18 protein-coding genes are annotated in these 24,733 nt (G+C 36.5%); 5 read left to right on the top strand and 13 right to left on the bottom strand.

All coding sequences use genetic code 11. The features are described from left to right. Positions 1-6: 6 nt before the first annotated feature. The gene (locus SB679_RS06790; RefSeq protein WP_410701520.1) at positions 7-1,659 is read right to left on the bottom strand and encodes a hypothetical protein; all 1,653 of its coding nucleotides are present in this window, start codon (positions 1,657-1,659) and stop codon (positions 7-9) included. A 113-nt stretch (positions 1,660-1,772) separates the two neighbouring features. Then, positions 1,773-1,955, bottom strand: a complete 183-nt coding sequence (locus SB679_RS06785; protein ID WP_410701519.1) for a hypothetical protein — start codon at positions 1,953-1,955, stop codon at positions 1,773-1,775. A gap of 384 nt (positions 1,956-2,339) precedes the next feature. Between SB679_RS06785 and SB679_RS06780 the strand changes: the two genes are divergently transcribed. After that, complete coding sequence (locus SB679_RS06780; RefSeq protein ID WP_410701518.1) at positions 2,340-3,110, top strand: hypothetical protein; 771 nt, start codon at positions 2,340-2,342, stop codon at positions 3,108-3,110. A gap of 61 nt (positions 3,111-3,171) precedes the next feature. On the opposite strand, the gene msrA is transcribed toward SB679_RS06780, so the two are convergent. The 10 genes from msrA to SB679_RS06730 all read right to left on the bottom strand — a co-directional run bounded on the left by msrA (position 3,172) and on the right by SB679_RS06730 (position 19,066). Further along, positions 3,172-3,732 (bottom strand): peptide-methionine (S)-S-oxide reductase MsrA, encoded by a 561-nt coding sequence (gene msrA, locus SB679_RS06775; protein ID WP_410701517.1) that lies wholly within the window; start codon positions 3,730-3,732, stop codon positions 3,172-3,174. A 509-nt stretch (positions 3,733-4,241) separates the two neighbouring features. Continuing rightward, positions 4,242-5,210, bottom strand: coding sequence for an ROK family protein (locus SB679_RS06770; RefSeq protein WP_034709129.1), 969 nt, complete (start codon positions 5,208-5,210; stop codon positions 4,242-4,244). An 83-nt stretch (positions 5,211-5,293) separates the two neighbouring features. Beyond that, complete coding sequence (locus tag SB679_RS06765) at positions 5,294-6,502, bottom strand: PepSY-associated TM helix domain-containing protein (protein WP_410701516.1); 1,209 nt, start codon at positions 6,500-6,502, stop codon at positions 5,294-5,296. Between the two features lie 52 nt (positions 6,503-6,554). Continuing rightward, positions 6,555-8,672 (bottom strand): TonB-dependent receptor, encoded by a 2,118-nt coding sequence (locus SB679_RS06760; protein WP_410701515.1) that lies wholly within the window; start codon positions 8,670-8,672, stop codon positions 6,555-6,557. Further along, positions 8,669-9,868 (bottom strand): PepSY-associated TM helix domain-containing protein, encoded by a 1,200-nt coding sequence (locus SB679_RS06755; protein ID WP_410701514.1) that lies wholly within the window; start codon positions 9,866-9,868, stop codon positions 8,669-8,671. Before SB679_RS06755 ends, SB679_RS06760 begins: the two co-directional genes overlap by 4 nt. A 39-nt stretch (positions 9,869-9,907) precedes the next feature. Further along, positions 9,908-12,067: a TonB-dependent siderophore receptor gene (locus tag SB679_RS06750; protein WP_410701513.1), complete on the bottom strand. Its 2,160-nt coding sequence runs from the start codon at positions 12,065-12,067 to the stop codon at positions 9,908-9,910. A gap of 47 nt (positions 12,068-12,114) precedes the next feature. After that, positions 12,115-14,331 carry a TonB-dependent siderophore receptor gene (locus SB679_RS06745; RefSeq protein ID WP_410701512.1) on the bottom strand — a complete coding sequence of 739 codons (2,217 nt, stop codon included), beginning with the start codon at positions 14,329-14,331 and terminating at the stop codon, positions 12,115-12,117. A 151-nt stretch (positions 14,332-14,482) separates the two neighbouring features. Then, the gene (gene secA, locus SB679_RS06740) at positions 14,483-17,554 is read right to left on the bottom strand and encodes a preprotein translocase subunit SecA (protein ID WP_410701511.1); all 3,072 of its coding nucleotides are present in this window, start codon (positions 17,552-17,554) and stop codon (positions 14,483-14,485) included. A 126-nt stretch (positions 17,555-17,680) separates the two neighbouring features. Beyond that, a complete protein-coding gene (locus SB679_RS06735; protein ID WP_034709134.1) occupies positions 17,681-17,902 on the bottom strand; it encodes a DUF2795 domain-containing protein in 222 nt (73 codons plus the stop codon). Positions 17,903-18,043: 141 nt separating this feature from the next. Then, on the bottom strand, positions 18,044-19,066 hold the full coding sequence (locus SB679_RS06730) for a GDP-mannose 4,6-dehydratase (RefSeq protein ID WP_410701510.1): 1,023 nt from the start codon (positions 19,064-19,066) through the stop codon (positions 18,044-18,046). A gap of 83 nt (positions 19,067-19,149) precedes the next feature. On the opposite strand from SB679_RS06730, the gene SB679_RS06725 reads away from it, so the two are divergent. Both SB679_RS06725 and SB679_RS06720 read left to right on the top strand, forming a co-directional pair. Further along, entirely contained in the window at positions 19,150-19,947 is a 798-nt protein-coding gene (locus SB679_RS06725) for a DUF2797 domain-containing protein (protein ID WP_034709137.1), read from the top strand. A 36-nt stretch (positions 19,948-19,983) separates the two neighbouring features. Next, the gene (locus SB679_RS06720; RefSeq protein WP_410701509.1) at positions 19,984-22,647 is read left to right on the top strand and encodes a hypothetical protein; all 2,664 of its coding nucleotides are present in this window, start codon (positions 19,984-19,986) and stop codon (positions 22,645-22,647) included. Between the two features lie 71 nt (positions 22,648-22,718). Here the strand turns inward: SB679_RS06720 and SB679_RS06715 are convergent, their stop codons facing one another. Further along, positions 22,719-23,069: a hypothetical protein gene (locus SB679_RS06715; protein WP_410701508.1), complete on the bottom strand. Its 351-nt coding sequence runs from the start codon at positions 23,067-23,069 to the stop codon at positions 22,719-22,721. Between the two features lie 173 nt (positions 23,070-23,242). Between SB679_RS06715 and SB679_RS06710 the strand changes: the two genes are divergently transcribed. Both SB679_RS06710 and SB679_RS06705 read left to right on the top strand, forming a co-directional pair. Then, positions 23,243-23,437, top strand: coding sequence for a hypothetical protein (locus SB679_RS06710; protein ID WP_034709141.1), 195 nt, complete (start codon positions 23,243-23,245; stop codon positions 23,435-23,437). 135 nt (positions 23,438-23,572) lie between these two features. Further along, a complete protein-coding gene (locus SB679_RS06705; protein WP_410701507.1) occupies positions 23,573-24,619 on the top strand; it encodes a PA0069 family radical SAM protein in 1,047 nt (348 codons plus the stop codon). Positions 24,620-24,733: the final 114 nt, after the last annotated feature.

The following is a 24,733-nucleotide window of genomic DNA, read 5'->3' as shown; positions in this document are numbered from 1 at the left end:
AGTTTTTTAGTAAACAGGAAATGAAATGTTTATTTTCAATCCTTTTTCGGTTTCGGTGTCAAAAATAATTTGTCCTTTCAAAATTTCTATACGGGAAACCATATTTGTTAATCCATTTTTATGCATTACTGCTCCGGATATTCCAATTCCATTGTCTTTATAGTAAATGATGATCTCATTATTCATTCTTTCAAAGCGGAAAGAAACAATGCTTGCCTGGCTGTGTTTTTTCATGTTGACAAGCAGCTCACGAATAATTTGATAGATTTCGTCCTGTTTCGGCTGGCTTACATTTTTCCAGATATTTTTTTCATTTCCGGCGATATAGGTTTTTACACTATCGTTATTAAAGGAACCAATGCTGGTTGAAATCTTTTCGCTAAAATCCTCTTCTTCTGTAGCATCTTCCTTATCGTAGGAAATGTCTCTGGATTTTTCGTACACAAATTCCAGTTCATCCAGCGCTTCATCTTTACTGAAATCCTCCTGATTTTCAATTTTAGTCATCACCTGATAAATTCCATTGGCAACTACGTCATGGACTTTTTTCGACATTTTAAGCTGTGTGTTTTTAACTTCGAGTTCTTTTTCTTGCTGAAGTCCTTTTTGTCTCTTCTTATACCACATAATGATAAGTATTAGCACAACTAAAACGCCCACTAAAATACCCAAGGCAATAGATTGCGTTAATATATGGTTCTCGTTCTGAGCATTTTGCTTTTTAATTTGTTCAGTGTCAAACTTTATTAGTGCAAACTGATTTTTGGAGTTATTTCTTTCTATTTGAAGGCTGTCCCTAAGTGTAGTATATCTATCAAAGAATTTTTTGTAATTGTATGTATCTAATTCGATAATTTTTTTTAATGCCTCTAACTGATCATCAGGACTCTTTAGTTTTTTTGAAATTTCATACATTTTAATTGCATGAAATAATGCTTTTTCAGAATTTTTATTCTTAAAATAATCACTTAGATGAGATTGACTAGAGTTTTGACCCCAAAGATCGTTTTCATTTTCACGTATTTTTAAAGCTTTTAAAAGTTCTGGTTGAGGGTCATAGTTTGGATTTTCAGACCATTTTGATACAGCAAGATTAGTTAATGCAGTAGGATAGATTTTGTTGTTCTCTATCTTGGAATTAATTAGAATATTTTTATAAATCTTAATGGCTTGATCATATTGTTTATTTTCTCTATAAACACTACTGAGATTATTTAATGAGATTAATCTTTCTGATTTTTCAATTGCAAATTTTAATGCTAATTTGTTGAATTTAATTGCATTTTCATAATCTTTTAAATTGTCGCTTGAAATTCCAAGATTGTTATAATTGGAATAGATATCAGAAAATTGGTCCTTGTCATTTTCATTCAAGCATTTTATTGCTTGTGTGGAAAGTGATTGTCCACTATAATAATCTCCTTTGTTCGTGGATATTATTGCCATTTGGATAAGACATTTTCCTTCCTTTATTTTATTTTTGCTTTCTACAAAGATCTCTTTTGCTTTGTCAAAATTTACATATGCACTGTCTTCATTTTTTTCTTCTAGAAATGTAAAAGCTTTTTCATAAAATCGATTACTCTCCTGTTGTAAATTTTTTTTATGACAAGAATGCAGAAGATTTATTATGATTAATAAAAAATATAGTTTTTTCATGGAAAGAGTTTAATGCAAATTAATAAAAAAGGACAGATTTATACAATCTGTCCTTTTTTATTTCTTAAATATAATGAAAACAGGAGAAAAAATTAAGTTTCTCCTATTTTGAATTATTTTTTAGGAGGTACTTGTATTGTATCTCCGCCGGTGTCTCCACCTTCTCCAGGATCTATACCGCTTCCGGGAATTCCGCTTTGCATGGTTACCGGATTAGGGTTATTGTCACTTGTTGTTGTATTTGCGTTATTATTTGAGAATGCTAAACCAAGTAGCATTAATATAAACTGGATCATTTCCTTAAAATTTTGAAGTTTTTAGACTGTTTTTCTTCCTCTCATGATTTTCGATCACGAGCTGTACACGTTTAAAATTTCGAAGCGCTTCTAATTTTTTTGGGAAGTGAACCTTCAAAAACGGAGGAAAAACATCTGCTTCCCAACCCGGAGTTTTCCTCCGTTTTATCTGGTGATGTTGAAATCAGCTTTTTTGAATTTGTTTTTTTATTGTTTGTTTCTTGCTGATCTCTGAGGACAAAGTAAAGACAGAAATGGGTGTCATTCCTAGACAGAGGAAGGACAGCGGTTGGGAGATAAATAGCTGGTTTTTACGGAAATCCGTAATGTCATTGTCTAAGTTTTGTCTAATTTAGACACCACTAATCCCTTTAAACTAATTCCATGTTTGATAAGAAGAAATTGTTGCTAAAAAAAGCATATGAAAAAGCGAAAAAAGAGCTGAACAGAATTTACTCTAGTAATGTTTCTGTTTTAACTTATCTAGTTTTTGAGCTAGAAGGTAAGTTTGGTTCCGCTAAGGATGTAAGAACCTTTGTGAGATATCATAAAAGACTTATAAAAGAGAATGAAGATTATGCAATAGATGAAATTACACTGGATCAGCTAAGCTGGTATGTAGGATATGATAGTTTTGAGGCTTTTTGTGAGAATGCGGTGAGTGAAAGAGATACAGGAGAAACGAAAATAGAACTTAAAATAAATCAGGATGAAGATTCTCTTTCCGAGAAACTTTCGAAAATAATTATTAACATTACCAATCAGCCTATTTTTAATGTACCGCAATTAGCAAAAAATGGGATGGGAATTGGAGCTATGATACTGACTTTAGCATTTGGATTGACTTATCAAGGAGGAGGATTGGGGAATGATAAATATATGTATTGGAATGGAGAAGAATATGTAAGTACCAACAATACATTTGTTAACCCTAATTCTGATGTAGTGGCAATGGACAAAAATATACTTACCAATTTTAAGAAAATTATGAGACCAGATACTTTAACTATAGACAATGCTGTAGGAAAGACATGGTATTCAAAATGCAACAATAAGGTAGAGTTCTTTACGATGGATGGAAAAAATCCTGAAAATGGAAAAGAATTAAAAAGAGTTAGTGAGCATATGGTGGATTTCTACGCAGGAGTAGACTAGAAATACTTTATTCAAATACTTTAAACCAAAAAAAAGCGAAGATCACTCTTCGCTTTTTGTATTATTCTGAATCTGCGGTCAGCATTCCCAGTTCTCCGAAATGTTTTTTAAACTTCTGGATCTTAGGGCCTACTACGGCGCTACAGTAAGGCTGTGTTGGGTTAACGTTGTAATATCCCTGGTGGTATTGTTCTGCCGGCCAGAATTTTTCGAATGGAGTTAATTCTGTTACATAAGTACCCGGCCATCTTCCTGAGGCTTCAGAAGTTTTGATGGCTTCTATAGCTTTTTGCTTTTCGGCTTCATCTTTATAGTAAATGACGGAGCGGTATTGTGTTCCGATATCATTGCCCTGTCTGTTGAGCTGCGTAGGATCGTGAAGGAAGAAAAAGACATCCATCAATTGTTCATAAGAGATGATGGAAGGATCATATGTGATCTGTACCACTTCGGCATGTCCGGTTTCTCCCGTGCACACCTCTTCATAGGTTGGTTGGTCTTTATGGCCTCCGGAATATCCGGAAATGGCAGATTCTACCCCTTTCAGCATATTGAAACAGCTTTCCACACACCAGAAACATCCGCCTCCGAAGGTGATCTGTTCTAAATTATTTTTATCCATTGTAGATTGATTATTATATTGGTCCGGTTTTACTCTTATCCGCTATGGAAATGAGTGAAAAAAACTAATCAAAAATAGGAAAAACTTTTTCAATTGTACACACGAATAACACAAATAGATATCACAAATGAGCACAAGAAAGATAAGCTTAAACCTCTGCGATAATTTGTTTAATCTGCGAGATTTTTAAAGGTAAGAATACCCACATGAAGCACAATCATCTGTGAATATTTGTGTAATCTGTGGCTAGCTTTCAACACGAATGCCCCGACTGATATAACAAATAGCCATAAGAAAGAGGAATCCAAACTTCTGCTTAATCTGTTTAATCTGCGAGATTTTTTAAAATGAAAGCAAAATAACCACAAGAAACATAAAGCATAATCATAAGTGCAGATCTGTGCAATCTGTGGTAATCTTCAATACAAACAGTCATCAGCAGATTACCAGATAACAAAAAAAAAAGCACCCTTAAAAAGGATGCTTCATATATTTAAAATAGCTTTCAATTACTTTTCCCAAACCAAAGCACTTGCTCCAAGAATGGCAGCATCCGCTTCGTCCAGCTCACTGAAAACCAATTTTACTTTATTTCTGAAAATAGGAAGAAGATTTCTTTCCATGTGAAGTTTTGTCGGTTTTAAGATAAATTCTCCGGCCTTAATAACACCGCCAAATAAAAGAATGGCTTCAGGAGAAGAGAACATCACAAAATTAGCCAATGCTTCCCCTAATTTCTGTCCTGTATATCTGAATACCTCAATAGCGATAGGATCGCCTTTCAGAGCGCATTCATGTACTGTTTTAGAATTAATAGATTCCTCGGTATACTCGCTTAACATTGATTCCGGAAATTCTGCCCTCATTTTCTTTGCGGTGATGGCGATTCCTGTCGCAGAAGCATAAGCTTCCAGGCTTCCTTCAGAACCGGTACTCCAGTGCTTTCTTCCACCAGGTTTTACAATAGTATGGCCTAATTCTCCGGCAAAACCGTCATGTCCGTAGATCAAACTTCCATTAGAAATGATTCCGCTGCCTACTCCTGTTCCCAGGGTGATCATGATAAAATCTTTCATCCCGCGTGCGGCACCGAAAAGCATTTCACCAAGAGCTGCTGCATTGGCATCATTCGTAATGGTACACGGCAGGTTGAATTTGGCCTTCATCATATCACTGAAAGGCACTAAACCTTTCCATGGCAAATTGGGGGCCTGCTCGATGGTTCCTTTGTAATAGTTGGCATTCGGAGCGCCTACGCCGATTCCGTCAAAGTTTTTCTCTGTCCCGTATTTTTCGATCAGTGGATGTACTTTGTTATATAAAGCATCGATAAAATCCTCAACCTTCTCGAATTCATCGGTCCTTAGATTTCCTTTTTCAAGGACTTCCCCGCGGTGATTTACAACTCCGAACTTAGTATTAGTTCCGCCAATATCAATTCCTAGGGCAACGTGTTTTGATAAATCTATTAATGACATTTCTATTTTAAATTCTAAAGGGTTAAAATTATAAAAAAGATTGTATTAATAAATTATTAACTCAACATTTCTTAAAAAAAGTTTTAGATGGCTTTTACCGGTTTCTTTTTTCTTCTTCCCCACCAGATCAGGAAGCCTGTTACGGGTAATGAAGCACATATAAGACTGACAATGAACGCAATAATTTTTGTAGGAAGTCCTAGAATTGATCCAACGTGAATATCATAATTGGCTCCCACTGCTTTTTCACCGAAATTTTTGTCCTTAGGATCATGAGTATGTAACAGTTCCCCTGAGTTTTCATCAAAGATAAGACTGCTGCTTTTATGATAAGAGTAGGAGAGATGCTTTACATAGACTTCAAAATTAGGATGTTCGTGATCATCCATATGTTCGTGGCCCAGATCGATCGCAAAACCAAAAGAATCCGGATATTTCTGCTGAACCGTGTTGATGATTTTATCTAATGTTCCTTCTGTTCTCAGTTCGATAGGAGCTTTTGTTTTTATCGCGGAAAAATCAGGGTATTTCGTCTCACCACCGGAGAAAATAACATAGATCGCTGCCTGAACAATAAAGAATGCATAAAAAAGACCCGTGATAGAAAAGATTAAAGCAAAAATAGAAGCATAGAATCCTAATACATTGTGAAGATCATAGTTTTTTCTTTTCCAGCTTTTGATATTCTTCCATTTAAAAGAGAAACGCTGTTTTCTTGCGGCTTTATTCTTAGGCCACCACAGAACGATTCCTGAGATTAGCATAATAATGAAGATGATCACAGGAATTCCCACTACATACGTTCCCCATTCCTGCTTTAAAAGGTAACTCCAGTGGATCATTTTCACAATCTGGAAAAAGCCGTTTTTCTCATCATATGTTCTTAATACCTTTCCGTTGTAAGGATTTACATAGGCCACTTTATAGATGGGGAATTCATCAAAATAATTCCAGCCGTCTTTATTGTGCTCATACCAGTAGAACTGATACGACATTTTTTTGTCAATAGGAACATTCACCCAATGAATGGGATATTTTTCTTTTACCTGCTCATCAACGGATTTTTCCAATACTCTGATAGGAAGAATCTGTTTCTGGGCAATGTGCTGTTCGTTGTGGTAGATAACATCTTTACGGGTAATATTTTCAATCTCATCCTTAAAAACATATAAGGCTCCGGTAATAGAAATAATGAAAATCAAAAATCCGATTCCCAAACCAAACCACAAATGCAGTTTTGCTGACCATTTTTTAAAAAAACTAGGCTTCTTTTTATGATGTTTTCTCTTCATATCGCAATAGAAAGTCTGGCAAATATATGCTTACTTTTTTTATTTAGTTTAATTAAAATTTATATTCAATCATGAAAGTTCCTCTCATCCCTAAAGAGTTGGTGAAGTCACTGTCTCTCGCAGACCACCAGGCAATGGCAGGCTGATAGGTTGTGTTGAAGAGATTTTCAATACCTAAGGATAGTTTCCAGTTGTGAGTAACCTCGTAGCTTGATTTCAGGTTGAAAATGGTGTAATCGGGAACGAATCCTTCACCGTATGCATACAATCCTGTTTTTGGGTTGGGGTCAAAGCGGTCCTGTTTAAAAGCGTGAAGCATATCCAGCCCGAATGACAGAGATGAGGTCGGTCTTACCTGGACATACGCCAGTACTTTCGGTGCAGAGATTCTGCTGTTGTTGATTTTCGTTGAATAATCACCATCGTTTTTTACTGAAGTAATACCTTCGATCCAGCTATAGCTTCCTCCGAAATTGAACCATTTTGCAGGCGTGAAATGCAAAAATCCTTCTACACCATAGACTACTTCAGGGGATCTTTGAATGGTTAAAGCCCTGTCCGGACTCTGAACGAATGATGCCCCCAGTTTTGAAGTGCTTACATAAGAGGTGATTTCATAATTAATCCATTTTGAAATCTGTCCTGTGGCTCCCAATTCGTAGTTGTTGACAATAATGGGCTTGGTTTCTAAATTCTGGATGGTTCCCTGCGTTGAGGTTCTTAAAATTCTTCCCAGCTCATTGATCGAGTAGGACTGTGAAAAGCTTCCGAACAGATTGATATAGTTTTCAATATTATAACGGACTCCGATATTTCCTACTAAGGCATTATATTTCAGTTTTCCTCCGGTTACAAAGATACTTTGGGTAAAAGTACCGTCATTTTTTATGGAAGAAAGGGTATTGAAATCTCCGACATTCACGCTCATGTTTTCATAGCGTAATCCTCCTTTGATCGTTAATTTTTTTAATAGATCAATTTTCACCAACAAAAAGGGAGCAATGTTGGTCATATTCATATCCGGTGTCCAGTAACGGCCGTCTTCAAGCTTTTGTACGGTCTGGTCATTCAGGACATCAAGGCCATAGATCACTTCTCCCTGAGAATTTTTTCCATTCCACAATTGAGTGTCAAAATTAGCTCTAGCGCCATATTTTTTTGAAATGACGTTGGACTGCCCCCCATTTAAGAAGGTATCACTGTATCCGTAAACGGTTCTGAAATCCTGATAATAGGTGTTTACATTTAAGGCTGTAGTTCCCCAGAATAGATTTTTATGATCATAACTTAGTTTGATATTATGATTTCTGGGAGTTCCCTGCGGTGTGGTTTCAAGGTTTTTCCCAACTCCTTCTCCGATGGTTGGGGTAATGCCGTATTTTCCTGTTTTTAATCCTAAATTTAAATCAGATCTGGAAGCATATCCAATATAGGACGCTTCAATTCTCTGATCATTGTTGATCGTATACCCCACTTTCAGCATTCCGTTATAATTATCCATTTTTGCGGGGCTGTACGTAGGACTTAGATTAATTCCGTCTGCATCTTTCATGTAGCCTGTTCTTTCATAGGCCATAGAAATAACATAATCAAACCTATTGACCTTTCCAGATAGAAGCTGGCTCGCTCTGAAGCCTAATGTTCCGCCGTAAGGCTGTGCTGTCAGTCCGAATTGAGAAATTCCGGATATTTTTTGGTCGGTTTTGCTTCTTTTGGTAATGTAGTTGATGATTCCTCCATCCGCTCCGTTTCCGTAAATCGAGGAAGCTCCTTTGATCACTTCTATTCTTTCGATCACTGAAGGGTCAATCGTCCTTAAGTCTCTGGCTCCGTTTCTAAGCGGTGTCGACTGGGGAACACCATCAATAAGTACCAATACCTGACGGCCTCGTAACGTCTGTCCAGTGTTGGAAGTTTGCCCTGAATTGGTTCCTAAACTGGGAACCGTATATTGCAGGATGCTGGTAATATCAGAATTCACGGTCAGCTGAGCCTGGATCTGCTTTTCGTTTACCACAGTTACAGAACCGGGGATCTCTTTTATATTTTCCTTTTTTCTGGAAGCAGTCATGATGACTTCGTCAACATTTTGAGACTGTAATGTATCTTTAATTTGAGCAAAAACAGTCGTCGTTCCCAGACAGGCTGCCGATAGAAGCACTTTTCTCATGATAATTTCTTTCCTTGTTTTTTTCTTTTTCCCCACCATACCAGAAATCCGGTGATAGGAAGTGAGGTGCAAGTAAGCCCTGCGATGAACCAAATAATCTTTCCAAACAGTCCGAAGTAGGACCCGGTGTGGATATCATAGTTGGCATTGGAATATTTTTCTGCGTTGCTTAATGTTTGATGAGGTTTGTCAGACAGCAGTTTTCCTGAGTATTTATCAAATACGATTTGATTTCTTTCACTGAATCGCCCTTCTTTTCCATACACGAGGACCGGAATATTTTTTAATTCTTTTCCTTTTTTATTTTTCCCGTTTAAAGAAATTCTGAAACTTGAAGAGGATGAATAGCGTTTTCTTGTTTCTTGAGCACTAAGGTCAAAAACCGATGTATTTTTTGCCAGAAGAGAGTCCGGAGATTTGATTTCTTTTTCTTTCGGAAGCTCTAAAGAACCTGATAATGCGAAATTAAAGACGTTTTTCACATAGGGATATGTAAAATAAATCCCTGTTATACTCATTAGCAGGGCAATAAATGAAGCATAAAATCCTAATACATTATGAAGATCATAATTTTTACGCTTCCAGGTTTTTACATTGTTCCAGTTGAACCAGAAACGTCCTTTTCTTGCTTTCTTATTTTGTGGCCACCATAAAATGATTCCTGTGATGAGCATGATGATAAAAAGAACGACCGGAATTCCCACCACATAGGGTCCCCACGTAGAATTCAGGAGTAGACTCCAGTGGATGTATTTTACGATATTGAAAAAGTCATACTTTTCATCATAAACAGCCAGAATTTTCCCTGTGTATTGGTTGACATACACCAGCTTGTTGATTTTTACTTCGTCAAAATAATTCCAGCCTTTTTTATTTTTTTCATAATAAGAAAACTTGTAAGACTTATTCTTGTCGAGAGGAATTTCAACAGCGCTTACCGGATATTTTTCATTAATCTCTAAGGTTATTTTTTCCTTTAGTACGTTAATAGATAGGGGTGTACTGGTGGTTTCTTTTACATAGATAGCTTCTTTTCGAAGGCTGTTCTGTATTTCATCCTTAAAAACGTAAAGCGTACCGGTCAGTGAAACAATGAAAACAATCAAACCAACGGACAAGCCAAACCACAAATGCAGTTTGGCAGACCATTTTTTCGTTGAAGAAATTTTCTTTTTAGGGTGATGCTTTTTCCTCATAGTAAAAAGTTAACCCGCTGTGGGGTTAACTTTATGTATTTAAAATTTATATCCTATTGATAATCTGAAATTTCTTGGAGCTTCTGCCTGATAATAGTAACCGCCTTTTTGCGTACCATCTGCCATCGTGAAATTGATACTGCTTCCGCTGTATAAATATCTGTCGAAAAGATTGAATACATTAAGACCTACTCTAAACTTCGTGTTTTCCCAAGAAAGACCGGCGTCGAACTTTACATAATCATTCATTTGTAAAGGGGCATTAGTGCTTCCCCAGTTCCAGCTGCTTCTTCCTCCCAGATAGGTTCCTCCAAAGCTTAATCCAAAACCTTCCAGATCACCGTCTGTGAATGTATAATTTAACCATCCGTTAACCGTATGTTTTGCATATCCCGGAACCTTATCTCCTTTGTTGCTTAAAGCAGTTGTTTCTGTAAATTTGTTTTCAGTAAAAGCATAATTGAAAATAGCATTAAATCCTCTCGTAATTTCTCCTTTAAGATCAAATTCTGCCCCCTGAACTCTGGTTTTCCCAAGAAGGATAGAATACATGCCGCTTGCGTTATCTGGGCTGGGATCCCTGTCAATAGCATTGTTTTTATTAATATTATAAAGAGATAATGTAGTATTCCATTTTCCGCTAAACCAATCTTTTTTAACTCCTACTTCTACATTGTTTCCTGTAATAGGTTTTGCCGTTGTACCATCTCTAAAAAGACCTGATTGCGGTGAAAATGCCTGATCATACAAAGCATAGGCAGACATATTCTCATTAATTGAATAGCTCAGTCCAACACGGGGGGTAATTCTGCTGGCCTCCGTTTTGGTACCGTAGCTATTTTCTTTTACATTGGTATAGCGGGCAGCAACAGTTAATCTTAAAGCATCATCCAAGAATCCTAGCTCATCCTGAAGATAAAGACCTGTATAGTTTTGCTCGATAGTTCCGTACGGTGTCGCTCTTTCTAAAAGAGATTTTCCGTCTGTATTAAAATGAGGATAATTAGCTGCAGGCTGGAAAGAAGTTGCATTCAGGTTAAAAGGGTTTGCCGCCGTATCTAAAGGACCACTTTTGCTCCAGTCAGCAAGATACTTTTTAGAACCTAGGTCAAGACCTGCTAAGATTTTGTGGGAAACTGATCCTGTTTTTACGTAACCATTTAAAAATGCCTGTCCAAACTTCATAACGTTACTCGCTTCCCAGAAATTAAGATTTCTGATGAATTGAGTGTCAGAAATGAAATTTCCCGGCCAGATATCGCTACCCATTGTATATTCATTCACATAAGATAACTGCGTGGTTAACTTCCAGTTGTCATTGAATTTATGCTGTAAATTTACATTGACGGTATTGTTCGTCACTTTTGTAGGGTCAATACCCGGGTCGGTAACGGTGTATTCTACCGGCTTGGTACCGTATCCTGCAAAGCTATACACATACGCCGACCCTACTTCAGACATTTTTGCTCTCTGGTAGATGTATTCTGCTGTTAAAGTCGTGTTATCAGAAAGTTTTACTTTCAAGGAAGGATTGATGATGTATCGGTCATTGAATTCATAATCTCTGAAACTGTTTTTGTTCTGAGCCATTAAATTCAGTCTGAAAGCTACTTTATCAGTGATTTTAGTATCAATATCCGCTTCTCCTCTGTACATATTGAAGCTTCCAAGAGTTACTCTTGCACTTCCGTTTAAGGCATTTCCGGTAGGTTTTTTAGTTACAATATTGTAGATACCGCTCGGTTCACCGTTAGACATTAAGAATCCTGAAGGTCCTTTGATGAATTCAATATGGTCTACAAAACTCATATCTTCACTTAAAGGTCCCCAGTTGGACGTTACATTCACTCCGTTCATGAAAGCGGCTGCTCTGGATCCTCTCATGTTTACTCTCGTATACATATCGCCCCAATGCTCTAGTCTTTGTGCTCCGGCAACGTTTCTTAAAACACCGTCACTCAAAGTCGTAACCTGCTGATCTTCTAATGCCCTGCCCGTAATAATGGAAATGTTCTGAGGAATTTTGATAAGATCTTCATCCAGACGCAGGGAAGAAGAACCCTGTTTTTCTACATATTTCTTATAATATTTCCCGTTAACAATAACTTCTTCAATATCATTTGATTTAATAGTGTCTTTTTGCTGAGCAAATGTGAACATTGCTGTTAATAGCGCTGCTCCGATTGTTACTTTTTTCATTGTCTATAGAATCCTTAAGTGCTTAAAATTATTTTATTGATAGCGTGTTAAAATTTATAAGTAACACTGCCTAATACATTGATCAGTTTTTGAGGATTAGCTGTGGTATAGCCTATCCAGTAATGTTCATTGGTGAAGTTGTCTGCCTTAATTCCAATTCTGAATTTTTTAGCGTCATAATAAGCGCTCGCATTCAGAACAAAGTAGGAAGGAAGAGAAAATACATTCTCTGTTTTGGTGTGGGTTGTAGCGTCAGTTTCTACATTATTTACAATTTTATTTTCGCTGGCATAGTTGGCTCCAAGGCCAAAACCTAATCCTTTTAATCTGCCATCCAAAAACTGATAGCTGGCATAAAGATTGGCTAAATAAGGTGAACCTGCCGTATTGGGTCTTCTGTCTGCTACAGATTCGTCAGCTTTTGTATATTTTGAGTTATTATAACTGAAACCGGCAATTGCTGTAAAACCTTTTACCAGATATGCGTTGATTTCAAGCTCAACGCCCTTGCTTATGATAGTTCCATCCTGCACCTGTGCGTTGGGATTGCTCTCTGTAGGAATACCCCTTAAAACATCTTTTACTTTAATATTATAATAGCTTAAAGTAGATGATATTTTTCCTTTAAGGAGGCTCGCTTTTATCCCTCCTTCCATTTGATTTGCCTGTTCCGGAGATGGAGTGCGGGTTAATTTGTCAGCATCTACATAATACGTTAGATTTTTAAAGCTGTTTTGATAATTTCCAAAAATGGAAAATTTATCTTTTATCACCTCATAAACAACGCCTAGTTTTGGAGAAAAGAAGGTCTGATTCAGTTTTTTGCTTTCTTCAGAATCTGCTGAACCGATAATTCCGGGTTTATTCGTGAAATTATCTACTCTAAGGGCCATTAAAACATTAAGATTATCTGTAATATTCAGAACGTTGGAAAGGTACACGGCATAATTTTCCTGAATTCCTTTTATGATATATGGGTTTTCATTTCCTGCAATCGCTTTGTATTGTGCCTGAAGCGCTGTTCCGTTGAAATTGGTATAATTGAAACCAGGCTGATGCAAAGGCACCGCAACAGCATATCCATTGGTGTCTTTATCAAAACCATTGATGTCATAGAAATTTTGATTATTATTAATTCTTAAATAATCAAAACCTAGAACGACACGGTTTCTTAGATTTCCGATATGAAAATCTCCGTTGAAATTTTGTTGGAAATTAAGTGATTTTTTTCTGCTGTCACGAGTTGACTGGTCGCTTCTGAACATACTGTCCGCGCTGTCACCGGAAAAGTACAGATAAGGCATAAATCCATCGGAATAGCTGGATGATGTACTGAAGTTAGTCGTAGACGTTATACTGTTAGAAATTTTATAGTTCACCTGTCCAAAAAGATTGATGCTTCTTCCTGTATTGGTAAGATCCTTTCCTAAATAAGAATTTTTATAGTCCAGATTAAGGTCTTTTATATTGTTTACCTTTTGCAGATAACTTCCGGAGTAAAAGAAAAACGTCTGATCGCTCATGCTTTTCATTTCAAATAACTCCATATCAACATTAATGCTTAATCGGTCATTCGGTTTGTAGCTCAAGCTTGGAGCAACTGCCAAATTTCTTCTGAAACCTTCTGTCTGGAAAGTACCTTCGTTAGTATAAGCAGAATTTAACCGGAATAATAGTTTTTTATCATTGGTAAGGGGAGTGTTGATGTCTACTGCTGCTCTGTAAGTGTCGTAGCTGCCTCCGGATAAATTGATTGTTCCCCCAAAAGTTTCATATGGTTTTTTCGTTACCCTGTTGATTACGCCACCATAGCTTGTCAGTAAACTTCCGAACAAAGTCCCTGAAGGACCTTTTAAAACTTCCACTTTCTCTAAATTAATAGCATCTATAGTACCTGTTACCGCTCCCAGAACTCCGTTTCTTAATGAATTGGAAGAAACAAATCCTCTTAAATTCACATAAGCACCTCCATCGCCCGCTCTTCCGTTCGAAGTCCACATGGTCTGTAAGCCTGTAACATTCTTAAAAGCATCATCTACCGTGTAAATCCCTTGATTTTCTAAAATTACCTTGTCTACAGTAGAATACACCTGAGGGTTTTCAATTGCTTTTAGAGGCATTTTATTTGAATAATCACTGTCTTTTTTGATGTAAGTATTAATAATCATCACTTCATCAATGCTTTTGGTAGCTGCAGAATCCTTTTTTTGTGCGAAAACAAACAGAGGACCCAACAATGAGGCACAGATCAGTACATTTTTCATGAAAGTCAAATTTTCTGCAAATATATTGTTTTTAATTATTCTAAATAAATTACAAGGTTGATATTTATCATACAAATGTTATACACTGAATAACAAAAAACCGCTTCAAGCGTATTGAAGCGGTTTTTGTAATATTATAAATTAATTCTTTTTATGCAGGAATTTCTCCTTTGTATAAAAATGATATAATTTCTTTGTTCATTTTATCTACCATTTCACTGAATAAGTGGAAAGATTCTTGTTTGTAAATCACAAGTGGATCTTTCTGCTCATATACAGCCCCTTGTGAAGATTTTCTCAAATCATCCATTTCACGAAGGTGAAGTTTCCAGTTTTCATCAATAATAGAAAGAGTAATATTCTTTTCAAAATCATTGATTAAGCTTTCGCAATGCGTTTCATAAGCTTGCTGAAGATCTGTAACAATCGTCATTGTTTTGTGCCCGTCGGTGAAAGGAACCTGGATCATTTTGAACATAGAACCCTGATTCTGGAATACATTCTCAATAATAGGGAATGATTTTTCCTTCAATAAGTTCAGTTTCATCTGATAATCTTCCTGTGCTGCCTTGAAAAGGATGTTTGTAAGATCCGGAATCTGCTTATTACTGAAATCACTTTCAGAAATAGGAGAAGCCATCGTGAAGTTTTTGATCACCTCGAATTCAAAATCCTTAAAGCTGCCATTGGCTTTACCTTTAGCAACAATAGAGTTGGAAACATCAAAGATCATATTCGTAATATCATACTTTAAATGGTCTCCGAACAAAGCGTTCTTTCTTCTCTTATAGATAACATCACGCTGCTTATTCATTACGTCATCATACTCAAGAAGTCTCTTTCTGATTCCGAAGTTGTTTTCCTCTACTTTTTTCTGAGCTCTTTCAATAGACTTGCTGATCATAGAGTGCTGAATAACTTCACCCTCTTTATGACCCATTCTGTCCATCATTTTAGCAATTCTTTCAGAACCGAATAAACGCATCAGGTTATCTTCCAGAGATACATAGAACTGTGAACTTCCAGGATCTCCCTGACGTCCCGCTCTACCTCTAAGCTGTCTATCAACACGTCTTGAATCGTGTCTTTCAGTACCAATGATTGCTAAACCTCCTGCTTCTTTTACTTCTTTAGAAAGTTTGATATCCGTACCACGACCTGCCATGTTGGTAGCAATAGTTACTACTCCTGGCTGTCCTGCTCCGGCAACGATTTCCGCTTCCTTCTTGTGAAGTTTCGCGTTCAATACCTGGTGTGGAATCTTTCTTAACTGAAGTGCTTTTGACAATAATTGAGAAATCTCAACTGAAGTTGTTCCTACAAGAACCGGTCTTCTGGCTGCGGTTAACTTCTCAATTTCTTCAATAACGGCATTATATTTTTCTCTGTTAGTTTTGAAAACTAAATCTTGTTTGTCGTGTCTTAAAATATTACGGTTGGTAGGAATTACCACTACATCTAATTTATAGATCTCCCAAAGCTCTCCCGCTTCAGTTTCAGCAGTACCCGTCATCCCCGCAAGCTTGTTGTACATACGGAAGTAGTTCTGAAGCGTTACCGTTGCAAAAGTCTGCGTTGCCGCTTCAATTTTCACATTTTCTTTTGCTTCAATAGCCTGGTGCAGACCGTCAGAATAACGACGTCCTTCCATGATACGTCCCGTTTGCTCATCAACGATTTTTACTTCACCGTCAATCACTACATACTCATCATCTTTTTCAAATAAAGTATAAGCTTTCAATAATTGGCTTAACGTGTGGATACGCTCAGATTTTTCTGCGAAATCAGAGAATAATCTCTCTTTCTGCTCAAACTCTTCTTCTTTTGTTAAGTTTTTAGCTTCAAGTTCAGCAATTTCGCTTCCAATGTCCTGAAGAACAAAGAAATTGTTGTCTTCATTACCCTGAGACATATATTCAACTCCTTTATCCGTTAGATCAACCTGATTGTTTTTCTCTTCAATCACAAAATAAAGATCTTTGTCAACGATTGGCATATCACGGTTGTTATCCTGCATGTACTGAGCTTCTACCTTCTGAAGTAATGCTCTGTTTCCGCTTTCGGATAAAAACTTGATTAACTGTCTGTTTTTTGGAAGACCTCTGTACGCTTGAAGCAATTTGAATCCTCCTTCTTTAGTATTTCCTGCAGCAATTAATTTCTTAGCCTCATTAAAGATCGTAGAAACGGTTTTTTTCTGAACTTCAACAATTCTGTCGATAGAAGGTTTAAGAACATCGAATTCTTGTCTGTCTCCCTGTGGAACCGGGCCGGAAATAATCAATGGTGTTCTTGCATCATCTACTAAAACAGAGTCAACCTCATCCACAATTGCAAAGTTTAATTCTCTTTGTACCAATTCTGATGGTGAAGTCACCATATTATCTCTCAGATAATCGAAACCGAATTCGTTATTCGTTCCGTAAGTAATATCCGAGTTATATGCTTTTCTTCTTCCGTCTGAGTTCGGCTGGTGGTTATCGATACAGTCGATAGACATTCCGTGGAACTGGTACAATGGTCCCATCCATGCAGAGTCCCTTTTAGCAAGGTAGTCATTCACGGTTACCACGTGTACTCCTCTTTCAGGAAGTGAATTTAAATAAATAGGTAATGTTCCTACCAAAGTTTTACCTTCACCGGTTGCCATTTCGGCAATTTTACCGCTGTGAAGAATAACCCCTCCGATAAACTGAACATCATAATGGACCATATCCCAAACCACAGGAGTTCCGGCAGCGTCCCAAGAGCTTTTCCAAACAGCTTGATCTCCCTGAATTTCAACGAAGTCTTTCGTAGAAGCAAGTTGTCTGTCCCAGTCGGTGGCAGTCACACGGATTTCTCCGTTCTGAGCCCATCTTCTTGCAGTTTCCTTTATTAAAGCGAAAGCTTCAGGAAGAATTTGGCCAAGCGTTTTTTCTTCAATTTCGTATGATTCTTTTTTCAGAGATTCAATTTTTGAGAAAAGTGCTTCTTTTTCGTCAACATTTGTTGAAGTCTTGATCTGCTCTTTTATCTGTTCTATCTGAGCTGTTATTTTACTGGTTGCAGATTTTATATTCTCTTTAAACTCAGCAGTTTTTTCTCTTAAACCATCATCAGATAATTTCTCGATGTTTGGTTCAACAGCTTTGATTTTTGTTACAACTTTTTTTACTTCTTTTAGGTCCTGCGCTTTTTTGTCTCCCAAAAACCCTTTAAGAACTTTGTTTAAAAAACTCATAAATTTTTTGCTTTATGCCTAAAGTGATATACTTTAAGCGTTGTAAATAATACGCTTATTGCGCAAAATGATATTTAAAAAGGCAATTAAGCTTTAAGTGTTCACCTAAAGCTTAATTGTCTTTAATTAATATTCGTCTTCGTTCCAAAGATAATCTTCATCCGTTGGATAGTCGCTCCAGATCTCATCAATCGCATCATAAACTTCTCCTTCATCTTCGATCGCCTGAAGGTTTTCTACCACTTCCATTGGTGCACCAGTTCTGATTGCGTAGTCAATAAGCTCTGCTTTTGTCATTGGCCAAGGTGCGTCACTTAAATAGGAGGCTAATTCTAATGTCCAGTACATAATTTTCTAATTTTTTTGCAAAAGTATAAAAATAGGTTATATTATAAGCTTTTTTATACCTGATTTTCAATTCTTTTTATTAATTTTTGTTCATTGCTCGTCGTAGACTGTATTACAGCAGTGTCAGCAACTTGCTCGATGTCATTTTCTCAAAAACCATTCCACAAATTTTTTTATGCCATTTTGGAAGTCTGTGTCTGGTTTGTAGCCGATTAAAGTCTTCGCTTTTGTGATATCTGCATTGGTTTTCAGGACATCCCCGGGTTGCATTGGCAGAATTTTTCTCATGGCAGATTTTCCAAGATGCTTTTCAATCGTAGAAACCATTTCAGACAAAGTAATTACCTGATTTTCTCCAAGATTCAGAATTTCGTACACATTGGAATTATTTTCCAAATAGCTGATAGACTTGGTGATTCCATCGATAATATCATCAATATAGGTATAATCTCTTGCTGTATTTCCGTCTCCATAGAAAGGAATTTCGTGACCTTCTGAGATCAGCTTTGTAAACTTATGGATTGCCAGATCAGGCCGTTGTCTTGGCCCGTAAACAGTGAAAAACCTTAGCTGAATCATATCAATATTGTACAGATGATGGTAAGAGTGTCCTAAAATCTCGCCACATTTTTTAGTGGCAGCATAAGGAGAGATCGGATTGTCTACATTGTCCGTTTCTGAAAAAGGAATCTTTTCATTGTTTCCGTAAACACTTGAAGAAGATGCACAAACGAATTTGTGAATTCCAAAGTCTTTGCATAGTTCCCAAAGGTTCATAGTTCCCCGGATATTAACCTCCTGATATTCCAGAGGTCTTTCAATAGAGGGGCGTACGCCTGCAAGGGCAGCCAGGTGAATCACCAAATCAATAGAATGGTTCCTGAAAATATCTTCCAGTCCTTTTTTATCACGGATATCCTGATAATAAAAAATATATTGATCTGACCGGGAAAGTGAAATTAAACGCCGGATATCGGTCTCTTTGTCAGAAAATTCAAAATCCGAAATTGTATCAATAGAAGCTAAAGTATTTTTAATTTTTATTTGATATGGGTAGAAATCATCAAAATTGTCAACGTTTATGACAGAATGTCCATTTCTTAATAATTGTCCTATGAGATGAGAACCAATAAATCCGCTTCCTCCGGTTACAAGATATATCATTTGTGATTTTTTATTAGGCAAAAATATAAATTTACTTTTTGAAAATATAATCATTAAATTTACTTAAAAAAGTAATAAGTATTATGCAGTTTCAAGGGCAAATTTTAAAGATGACGAGTTATGATGCACAGCCGATCCAGTATTATCTTACTCTCTCAGGCGATCTGATTCATATGAACGAATTATTTGGGAAGGAATTAACGATAAAGCATGTCGGTTTTCAATGTGTACATTGTGGAGAAAATAAGCCTGTTTACAGGATGGGATTCTGTAAAAACTGTTTTTTTGAAAGCCCTTATGCAAGTGATACCATCATCCGTCCGGAGCTTTCCACAGCTCATTTGGGAGTTGCAGAACGTGATCTGGAGATCGAAAAGGCAATCCAGCTTCAACCTCATACGGTATATCTGGCGTATACAGGGGATGTAAAGGTTGGGGTGACAAGAAATACTCAGATTCCTACCCGATGGATTGATCAGGGAGCTACTTTCGCCCTTCCGATTGCAAGAACTGAAAACCGATACGAAGCCGGAATGATAGAAGTTGCCCTAAAAGATCATTTACCCGATAAAACAAATTGGAGAAAAATGCTTCAGGATGATTTTGAAGGTGAAATTGACCTGGCAGATTTTCAGCAAAAAATAAAAGAATATTTTCCTGAAGACTTCCAGAAGTTTTACAGTGAAGGAGAAAATCTGTGGAAGTTTGATTATCCTTTTGAGAAACCGGAAAAGATAAATTCTTTCACATTAGATAAAAAACCGGAGTTTACCGGAGTGCTTGTAGGGATAAAAGGGCAGTATTTAAGTTTCGAAGGCGGAAACTTCATGAATGTAAGAGGGCATGAAGGATATGTAATTGAATTAAGTGTAAAAAATTAACCCTATATTTAAGATTGTTAAAAAGAAATCTTAAACATGGGAAAATGGGTTAAAAAATTACTGATTGCTTTCGGAGTATTCCTGATAGTTATTCTTGCAGTAAATTTTGGAGTAAATTTTTGGCTTAGAACCCAGCTTCCAAATTATATTAAAGATAATACCAATTATAAGGTTTCTTACAAAAAACTGGACGTGGATCTTGGAACCGGAAATATTCTGGCAACAGGAATTACGGTAAATAGTAAAGATCCTCAAAATATTGAAGTTATAGGGCTTCAGGGAACAATAGACACGCTGAAAATCAGTCGGTTTGGCATATATGATGCCATTTTTAATAAACAGATCAGTTCTTCAGATGTATTGCTGGGAAGCCCAAATCTGAATGTGATATTAGCCAAGCCGATTGATAAAAAGACCGGAAAGAAAAAAAATCCTGTTTCATTTGAAAATATAAGGATCCACAACGGGAGTATTAACATTTTCAAACATACTAAGCAAAAATTTCTCTCAGTACAGAAACTGGATTTATTTGTCGAGAATCTACAGATGGCGGAAGAATCTGTAAAAAATAAGCTTCCAGTTGTCTTTGACCGGTATGAGATCAAAGGAAAAAATTTATTTTTTCGCCCCAACAATGTGTATGCACTGACAATTAATACGATCAATACCTCCAATGGACAGGTATCCGTCGAGAATTTTAAAGTCACTTCACTGCTTACATTCAATGAGTTTAAAAGATTTTACCCCAAAAAAAGGAAATTATTTGAGTTTTCTGCTCAGAAAATGAATTTTAAAGATATTGTATTGAAAAACAACATAATATCTCTTTCTGATGCGAATTTTCAAAATCCTGTTCTTACCATTTCCAATACTGGAGTGCTATCCAAAAAAGAAAAAAAGGAACTCAATTTCGAGCTTAATTTAGAGAATGTAAAATTCACCAATGGAACGGTTGAAATCAATAAGCCTGATGGAAGCAAGATGGTGTCTTGCAAGAATATTCATGCCAGTTTATCTCATCTGCAGCTGAGTAAAGAATCTTCAGAGCAGGTGATTCCTATTAATTATAAAGATTTTACCTTTTCCGGAAAAGATGTTTATTTTTCGGATGGGCAGAATGTGACAGCCGAAAGCATTGCACTGAATTCTAAAAGCGGTGAGATCAGAAATCTGTCAGTTATTCCGGGATCTTCAAGGACGGCAACTACTGCCGTTACCCTAAAATCGAATCATATTGCCTTTAATATTAATACATTTGGATTTATTGACAGGAAACTCAATCTGGATATTAAAGACGTTCTTGTTGAAAACGCGAACGGAAATATTAAAGCAGGAGAAAATAAACCTAATAAAAAGCCTGAGCCAGGCGGCATACAATCAGTTATTGTAAGAAAATTAAGCCTTAAAAATTCTAACGTCATCTATGATAAGGGAAATCAGCCGCTTGCTTTTAATGATTTAAATGCAGTGGTTAATATGATTGAAATTGGTCCTAAGAATAATAGCCAGGGACTTGATGTTAAGGTGAAAGATTATTTTCTGACCACAAAGAATTTCTCTTATAAAACAAAGTTCTACCTGATGAGTGTCGGACTTTTAAAATTGAATAAAAATAAAATTCAGGTTAATAATTTTGCCATGAAACCTCTCGTTTCGAGAGCTCAGTTTATCAAAATGATTCCGGTGGAAAGAGATTTATATGATCTGAAGGCTGGCAACATCACTGCTGAGGGTAATTGGGATCTGTTTTCCAATAATAAATCGATCAATGCTTCAAATGTGCTGATCCAATCTGCTGATGCCAATATTTTCAGGAGTAAAATTCCCGAAGATGATCCTAAAATAAAGCCGTTATATTCCAAACTGTTGCGGTCGATAAAAATCCCGATGTATATCAATAATCTTGATTTGAAGAATTCTGTTTTGGTCTATGAAGAAGATACTCCCCAGAGTGCCGGACCCGGAAAGCTGACGTTTGGAAACTTCAATATGAATGTCAAAAACCTGAATTCCGCTAAAACAAAAGGGAAACCTACCCGTGTAGATATTAAAATTAACTGCTCGTTTATGAATCTTGCTCCGTTGTCTGTGAACTGGAATTTTGATGTGGCTAATCAGAATGATGTCTTTACGATCGCGGGCAGGGCAGCAAATCTTCCTGCCAGCGGAATTAATCCTTTTATAAGACCATACCTGCATGTTACAGCGACTTCCGGAACCATCCAGGAAATGCTTTTTAATTTTAAAGGAAATCCTGCAGGACTTAACGGGACTTTCAATTTAAAGCATAAGGATTTGAAAATTGCTGTTTTAAACAAAAATAATCAGGAGAAAAAAGGGATTTTAACAGCTGTTGCGAATTTACTGCTGAAATCAGACTCAGGAAGCCTGCCAGAAGCCGTTGACGTAGAGGGCGTGGAAAGAGATCCTACCAAATCATTCTTTAATCTATTCTGGAAAGGAATAGAGCAGGGATTAAAGAAAACCCTGATCGGTCGTAATGCTGATAAAACTGAGAAAAAGGTAAAAAAGGCAGTTTCTTCCGTGAAAGAAATGAAGCAATCTGTAAAAGAAATAAAGCAGGAAATAAAAAAACCGGCAAACAATAAGGATAATACCACGCCTCAGGAAGAGAAGAAAGAGAAAAAAGGTTTTTTAAAGAATGTTTTTAAGAAAAAAGACAAACCCGAAACAGAGTAGCTTCAGGTTTAGTATTTCGTTTTTGAATGGTATTCTTAATGTTTTGATGATAACATTCAAAAAAGTTGATTTTAAAAATTAAATTCATCACTTTCCAAAATGGGAATGTCTCTCAGGAATTCATCAAATTTTTCACCGGGATAGTTGCTGTCTGCGCCATAAGAGTCGATGATCATTCCCCGGTTTCCTGCGTCGTCTTTTAAAACGTATAAAACGGCATTATCATCAGGATTGCTGTCTCCCTCAAAACGGTATGTTTTTAAAATGGTTAAATCAGAGGGATTGTAATTTTGTTCAGAATTATCCAGCTTCATATCTCCATTTTCATTCATCCTGAATTCCCGGTGTATTCCCCTTTGTGCCAGTGTATTCATGACTTGGCTTAAAGTCGTCATTTTATCGTCGTTTTCTTGGTTTTCCATAATAATATTTTCATTAGTTCTTACAATAATCAAACCATTTTTTCGTTGAATTCGCTAAAAAACAGGATTCTGTTTTCCATGAAAATAAAGACTAATGTTAACAAAATTTATAATTGAGATGAATAAAATAGGTATACTTTTTGCAATAGACAAACTATTAAATCGGACAAAATATGAAAAAAGAAGTTGGCGTTTTACTGGCTGGAGGTGTTGGTCTTTTGGCAGTATTAAGTTTTATAGGGATTAAAAAAATATTGACTAAAAAAGATAAAAAATATAGTGATAGTTATTCAGACTACCACAGACACTTTGATGATAAAAACCTTGATGATGAATATCATGGAGTAGAATTTTACGCCCTGAAGTAACAGAAGTAGTAAAAGAATATATTTAATCATGTTTAAGATCCAACACTTATTTTTAAGTGCTGGATTTTTTTTTGTGGAAAACTTAATGTTAAAATTCATTTTTTTATGAACATTCCCTTTTAATTTTACATCATAATGCAGAATGAAAATATCATAAAAGGTCAGGGAGCGCAGCGAAATGTCATCAACCGTTTCGATAAGTATACTTTTGAGCCTGAGGATGATGATTTCGAATTGGAGAAGACTTCTTTTACGGAAGTGTTCCCGAAAACAATTGTGAACCAGGTAAAGAGTGAAGATCTTCCGATGGAATATTCCATGAATCCTTATCAGGGCTGTGAACATGGCTGTACCTATTGTTTTGCTAGACCTACTCATGAATATTGGGGATACAGTGCCGGGGTTGATTTCGAAAGAAAAATTATGGTAAAGAAAAATGCGCCGGAATTATTGGAAAAGTTTTTTCAGAAACGAGGGTATCAGCCTGCACCCATTTTGCTTTCAGGAAACACAGACTGCTATCAACCGGCAGAACGAAAGTTTGAAATTACCAGAAAACTTCTGCAAGTCTGTCTGGATTACAGACATCCTGTCAATGTTCTGACAAAAAATGCCTTAGTATTGAGGGATCTTGATATTTTAAAACCGCTGGCGGAACAGAATCTGGTTTCGGTTTCTCTAAGCATTCCAACGATGAATGAAGAGGTACGCCGTACCATGGAACCCAGAACGAGTACAGCCAGGAATAAACTAAAAGCGATTGAGATTCTTTCCGAGAATAAAATTCCTGTTCATGTAATGGTAGCTCCAGTTATTCCCGGACTTACCAGCGATGAGTCTCTGAATATTTTAAAGGCGATTTCTGATGCCGGAGCTTTAGGTTTCGGGTATACGTTAGTTCGGTTAAATGACACGGTAGAGCCTGTCTTTGTGAATTGGATTGAAGCACATTTCCCCGACAGGGCTCAGAAAGTTTTAAACCTTATCCGTTCCATGCGGGGTGGAAAGCTGGGTGAAAAACGATATTTTGAACGGTATAAAGGAGAAGGTAATATTGCAGAAATGATCCATACTACTTTTAAAATTGGAAGAAAAAAATTCTTTGAAGGGAAAGAATTTCCAAAACTGACAACAGCTAATTTCACAGGAGCGAAAGACCAGCAGCTAAGGTTGTTTGATTGATTTATTCTTCATTTTAACCATAGATTATCATAGGGAATGACAGTTCAGATCTGTAGAAATTTGTGAAAATCTGTGGTCAGATAACCCAAATATTATCAAAAACAAAAAACCGCT

The organism is Chryseobacterium sp. SIMBA_029 (assembly GCF_046535275.1).
In the GTDB taxonomy this organism is placed as follows: Bacteria; Bacteroidota; Bacteroidia; order Flavobacteriales; family Weeksellaceae; genus Chryseobacterium.
The sequence above is the reverse complement of the archived record's forward strand: the minus strand, read 5'-3'. Positions and strand labels throughout refer to the sequence as shown.

What these genes read in the sequence shown, in the direction of transcription:
- SB679_RS06790 (WP_410701520.1), bottom strand. Translation starts at nt 1,659, where the DNA reads ATGAAAAAACTATATTTTTTATTAATCATAATAAATCTTCTGCATTCT.
- SB679_RS06785 (WP_410701519.1), bottom strand. Translation starts at nt 1,955, where the DNA reads ATGATCCAGTTTATATTAATGCTACTTGGTTTAGCATTCTCAAATAAT.
- SB679_RS06780 (WP_410701518.1), top strand. Translation starts at nt 2,340, where the DNA reads ATGTTTGATAAGAAGAAATTGTTGCTAAAAAAAGCATATGAAAAAGCG.
- msrA (WP_410701517.1), bottom strand. Translation starts at nt 3,732, where the DNA reads ATGGATAAAAATAATTTAGAACAGATCACCTTCGGAGGCGGATGTTTC.
- SB679_RS06770 (WP_034709129.1), bottom strand. Translation starts at nt 5,210, where the DNA reads ATGTCATTAATAGATTTATCAAAACACGTTGCCCTAGGAATTGATATT.
- SB679_RS06765 (WP_410701516.1), bottom strand. Translation starts at nt 6,502, where the DNA reads ATGAAGAGAAAACATCATAAAAAGAAGCCTAGTTTTTTTAAAAAATGG.
- SB679_RS06760 (WP_410701515.1), bottom strand. Translation starts at nt 8,672, where the DNA reads ATGAGAAAAGTGCTTCTATCGGCAGCCTGTCTGGGAACGACGACTGTT.
- SB679_RS06755 (WP_410701514.1), bottom strand. Translation starts at nt 9,868, where the DNA reads ATGAGGAAAAAGCATCACCCTAAAAAGAAAATTTCTTCAACGAAAAAA.
- SB679_RS06750 (WP_410701513.1), bottom strand. Translation starts at nt 12,067, where the DNA reads ATGAAAAAAGTAACAATCGGAGCAGCGCTATTAACAGCAATGTTCACA.
- SB679_RS06745 (WP_410701512.1), bottom strand. Translation starts at nt 14,331, where the DNA reads ATGAAAAATGTACTGATCTGTGCCTCATTGTTGGGTCCTCTGTTTGTT.
- secA (WP_410701511.1), bottom strand. Translation starts at nt 17,554, where the DNA reads ATGAGTTTTTTAAACAAAGTTCTTAAAGGGTTTTTGGGAGACAAAAAA.
- SB679_RS06735 (WP_034709134.1), bottom strand. Translation starts at nt 17,902, where the DNA reads ATGTACTGGACATTAGAATTAGCCTCCTATTTAAGTGACGCACCTTGG.
- SB679_RS06730 (WP_410701510.1), bottom strand. Translation starts at nt 19,066, where the DNA reads ATGATATATCTTGTAACCGGAGGAAGCGGATTTATTGGTTCTCATCTC.
- SB679_RS06725 (WP_034709137.1), top strand. Translation starts at nt 19,150, where the DNA reads ATGCAGTTTCAAGGGCAAATTTTAAAGATGACGAGTTATGATGCACAG.
- SB679_RS06720 (WP_410701509.1), top strand. Translation starts at nt 19,984, where the DNA reads ATGGGAAAATGGGTTAAAAAATTACTGATTGCTTTCGGAGTATTCCTG.
- SB679_RS06715 (WP_410701508.1), bottom strand. Translation starts at nt 23,069, where the DNA reads ATGGAAAACCAAGAAAACGACGATAAAATGACGACTTTAAGCCAAGTC.
- SB679_RS06710 (WP_034709141.1), top strand. Translation starts at nt 23,243, where the DNA reads ATGAAAAAAGAAGTTGGCGTTTTACTGGCTGGAGGTGTTGGTCTTTTG.
- SB679_RS06705 (WP_410701507.1), top strand. Translation starts at nt 23,573, where the DNA reads ATGCAGAATGAAAATATCATAAAAGGTCAGGGAGCGCAGCGAAATGTC.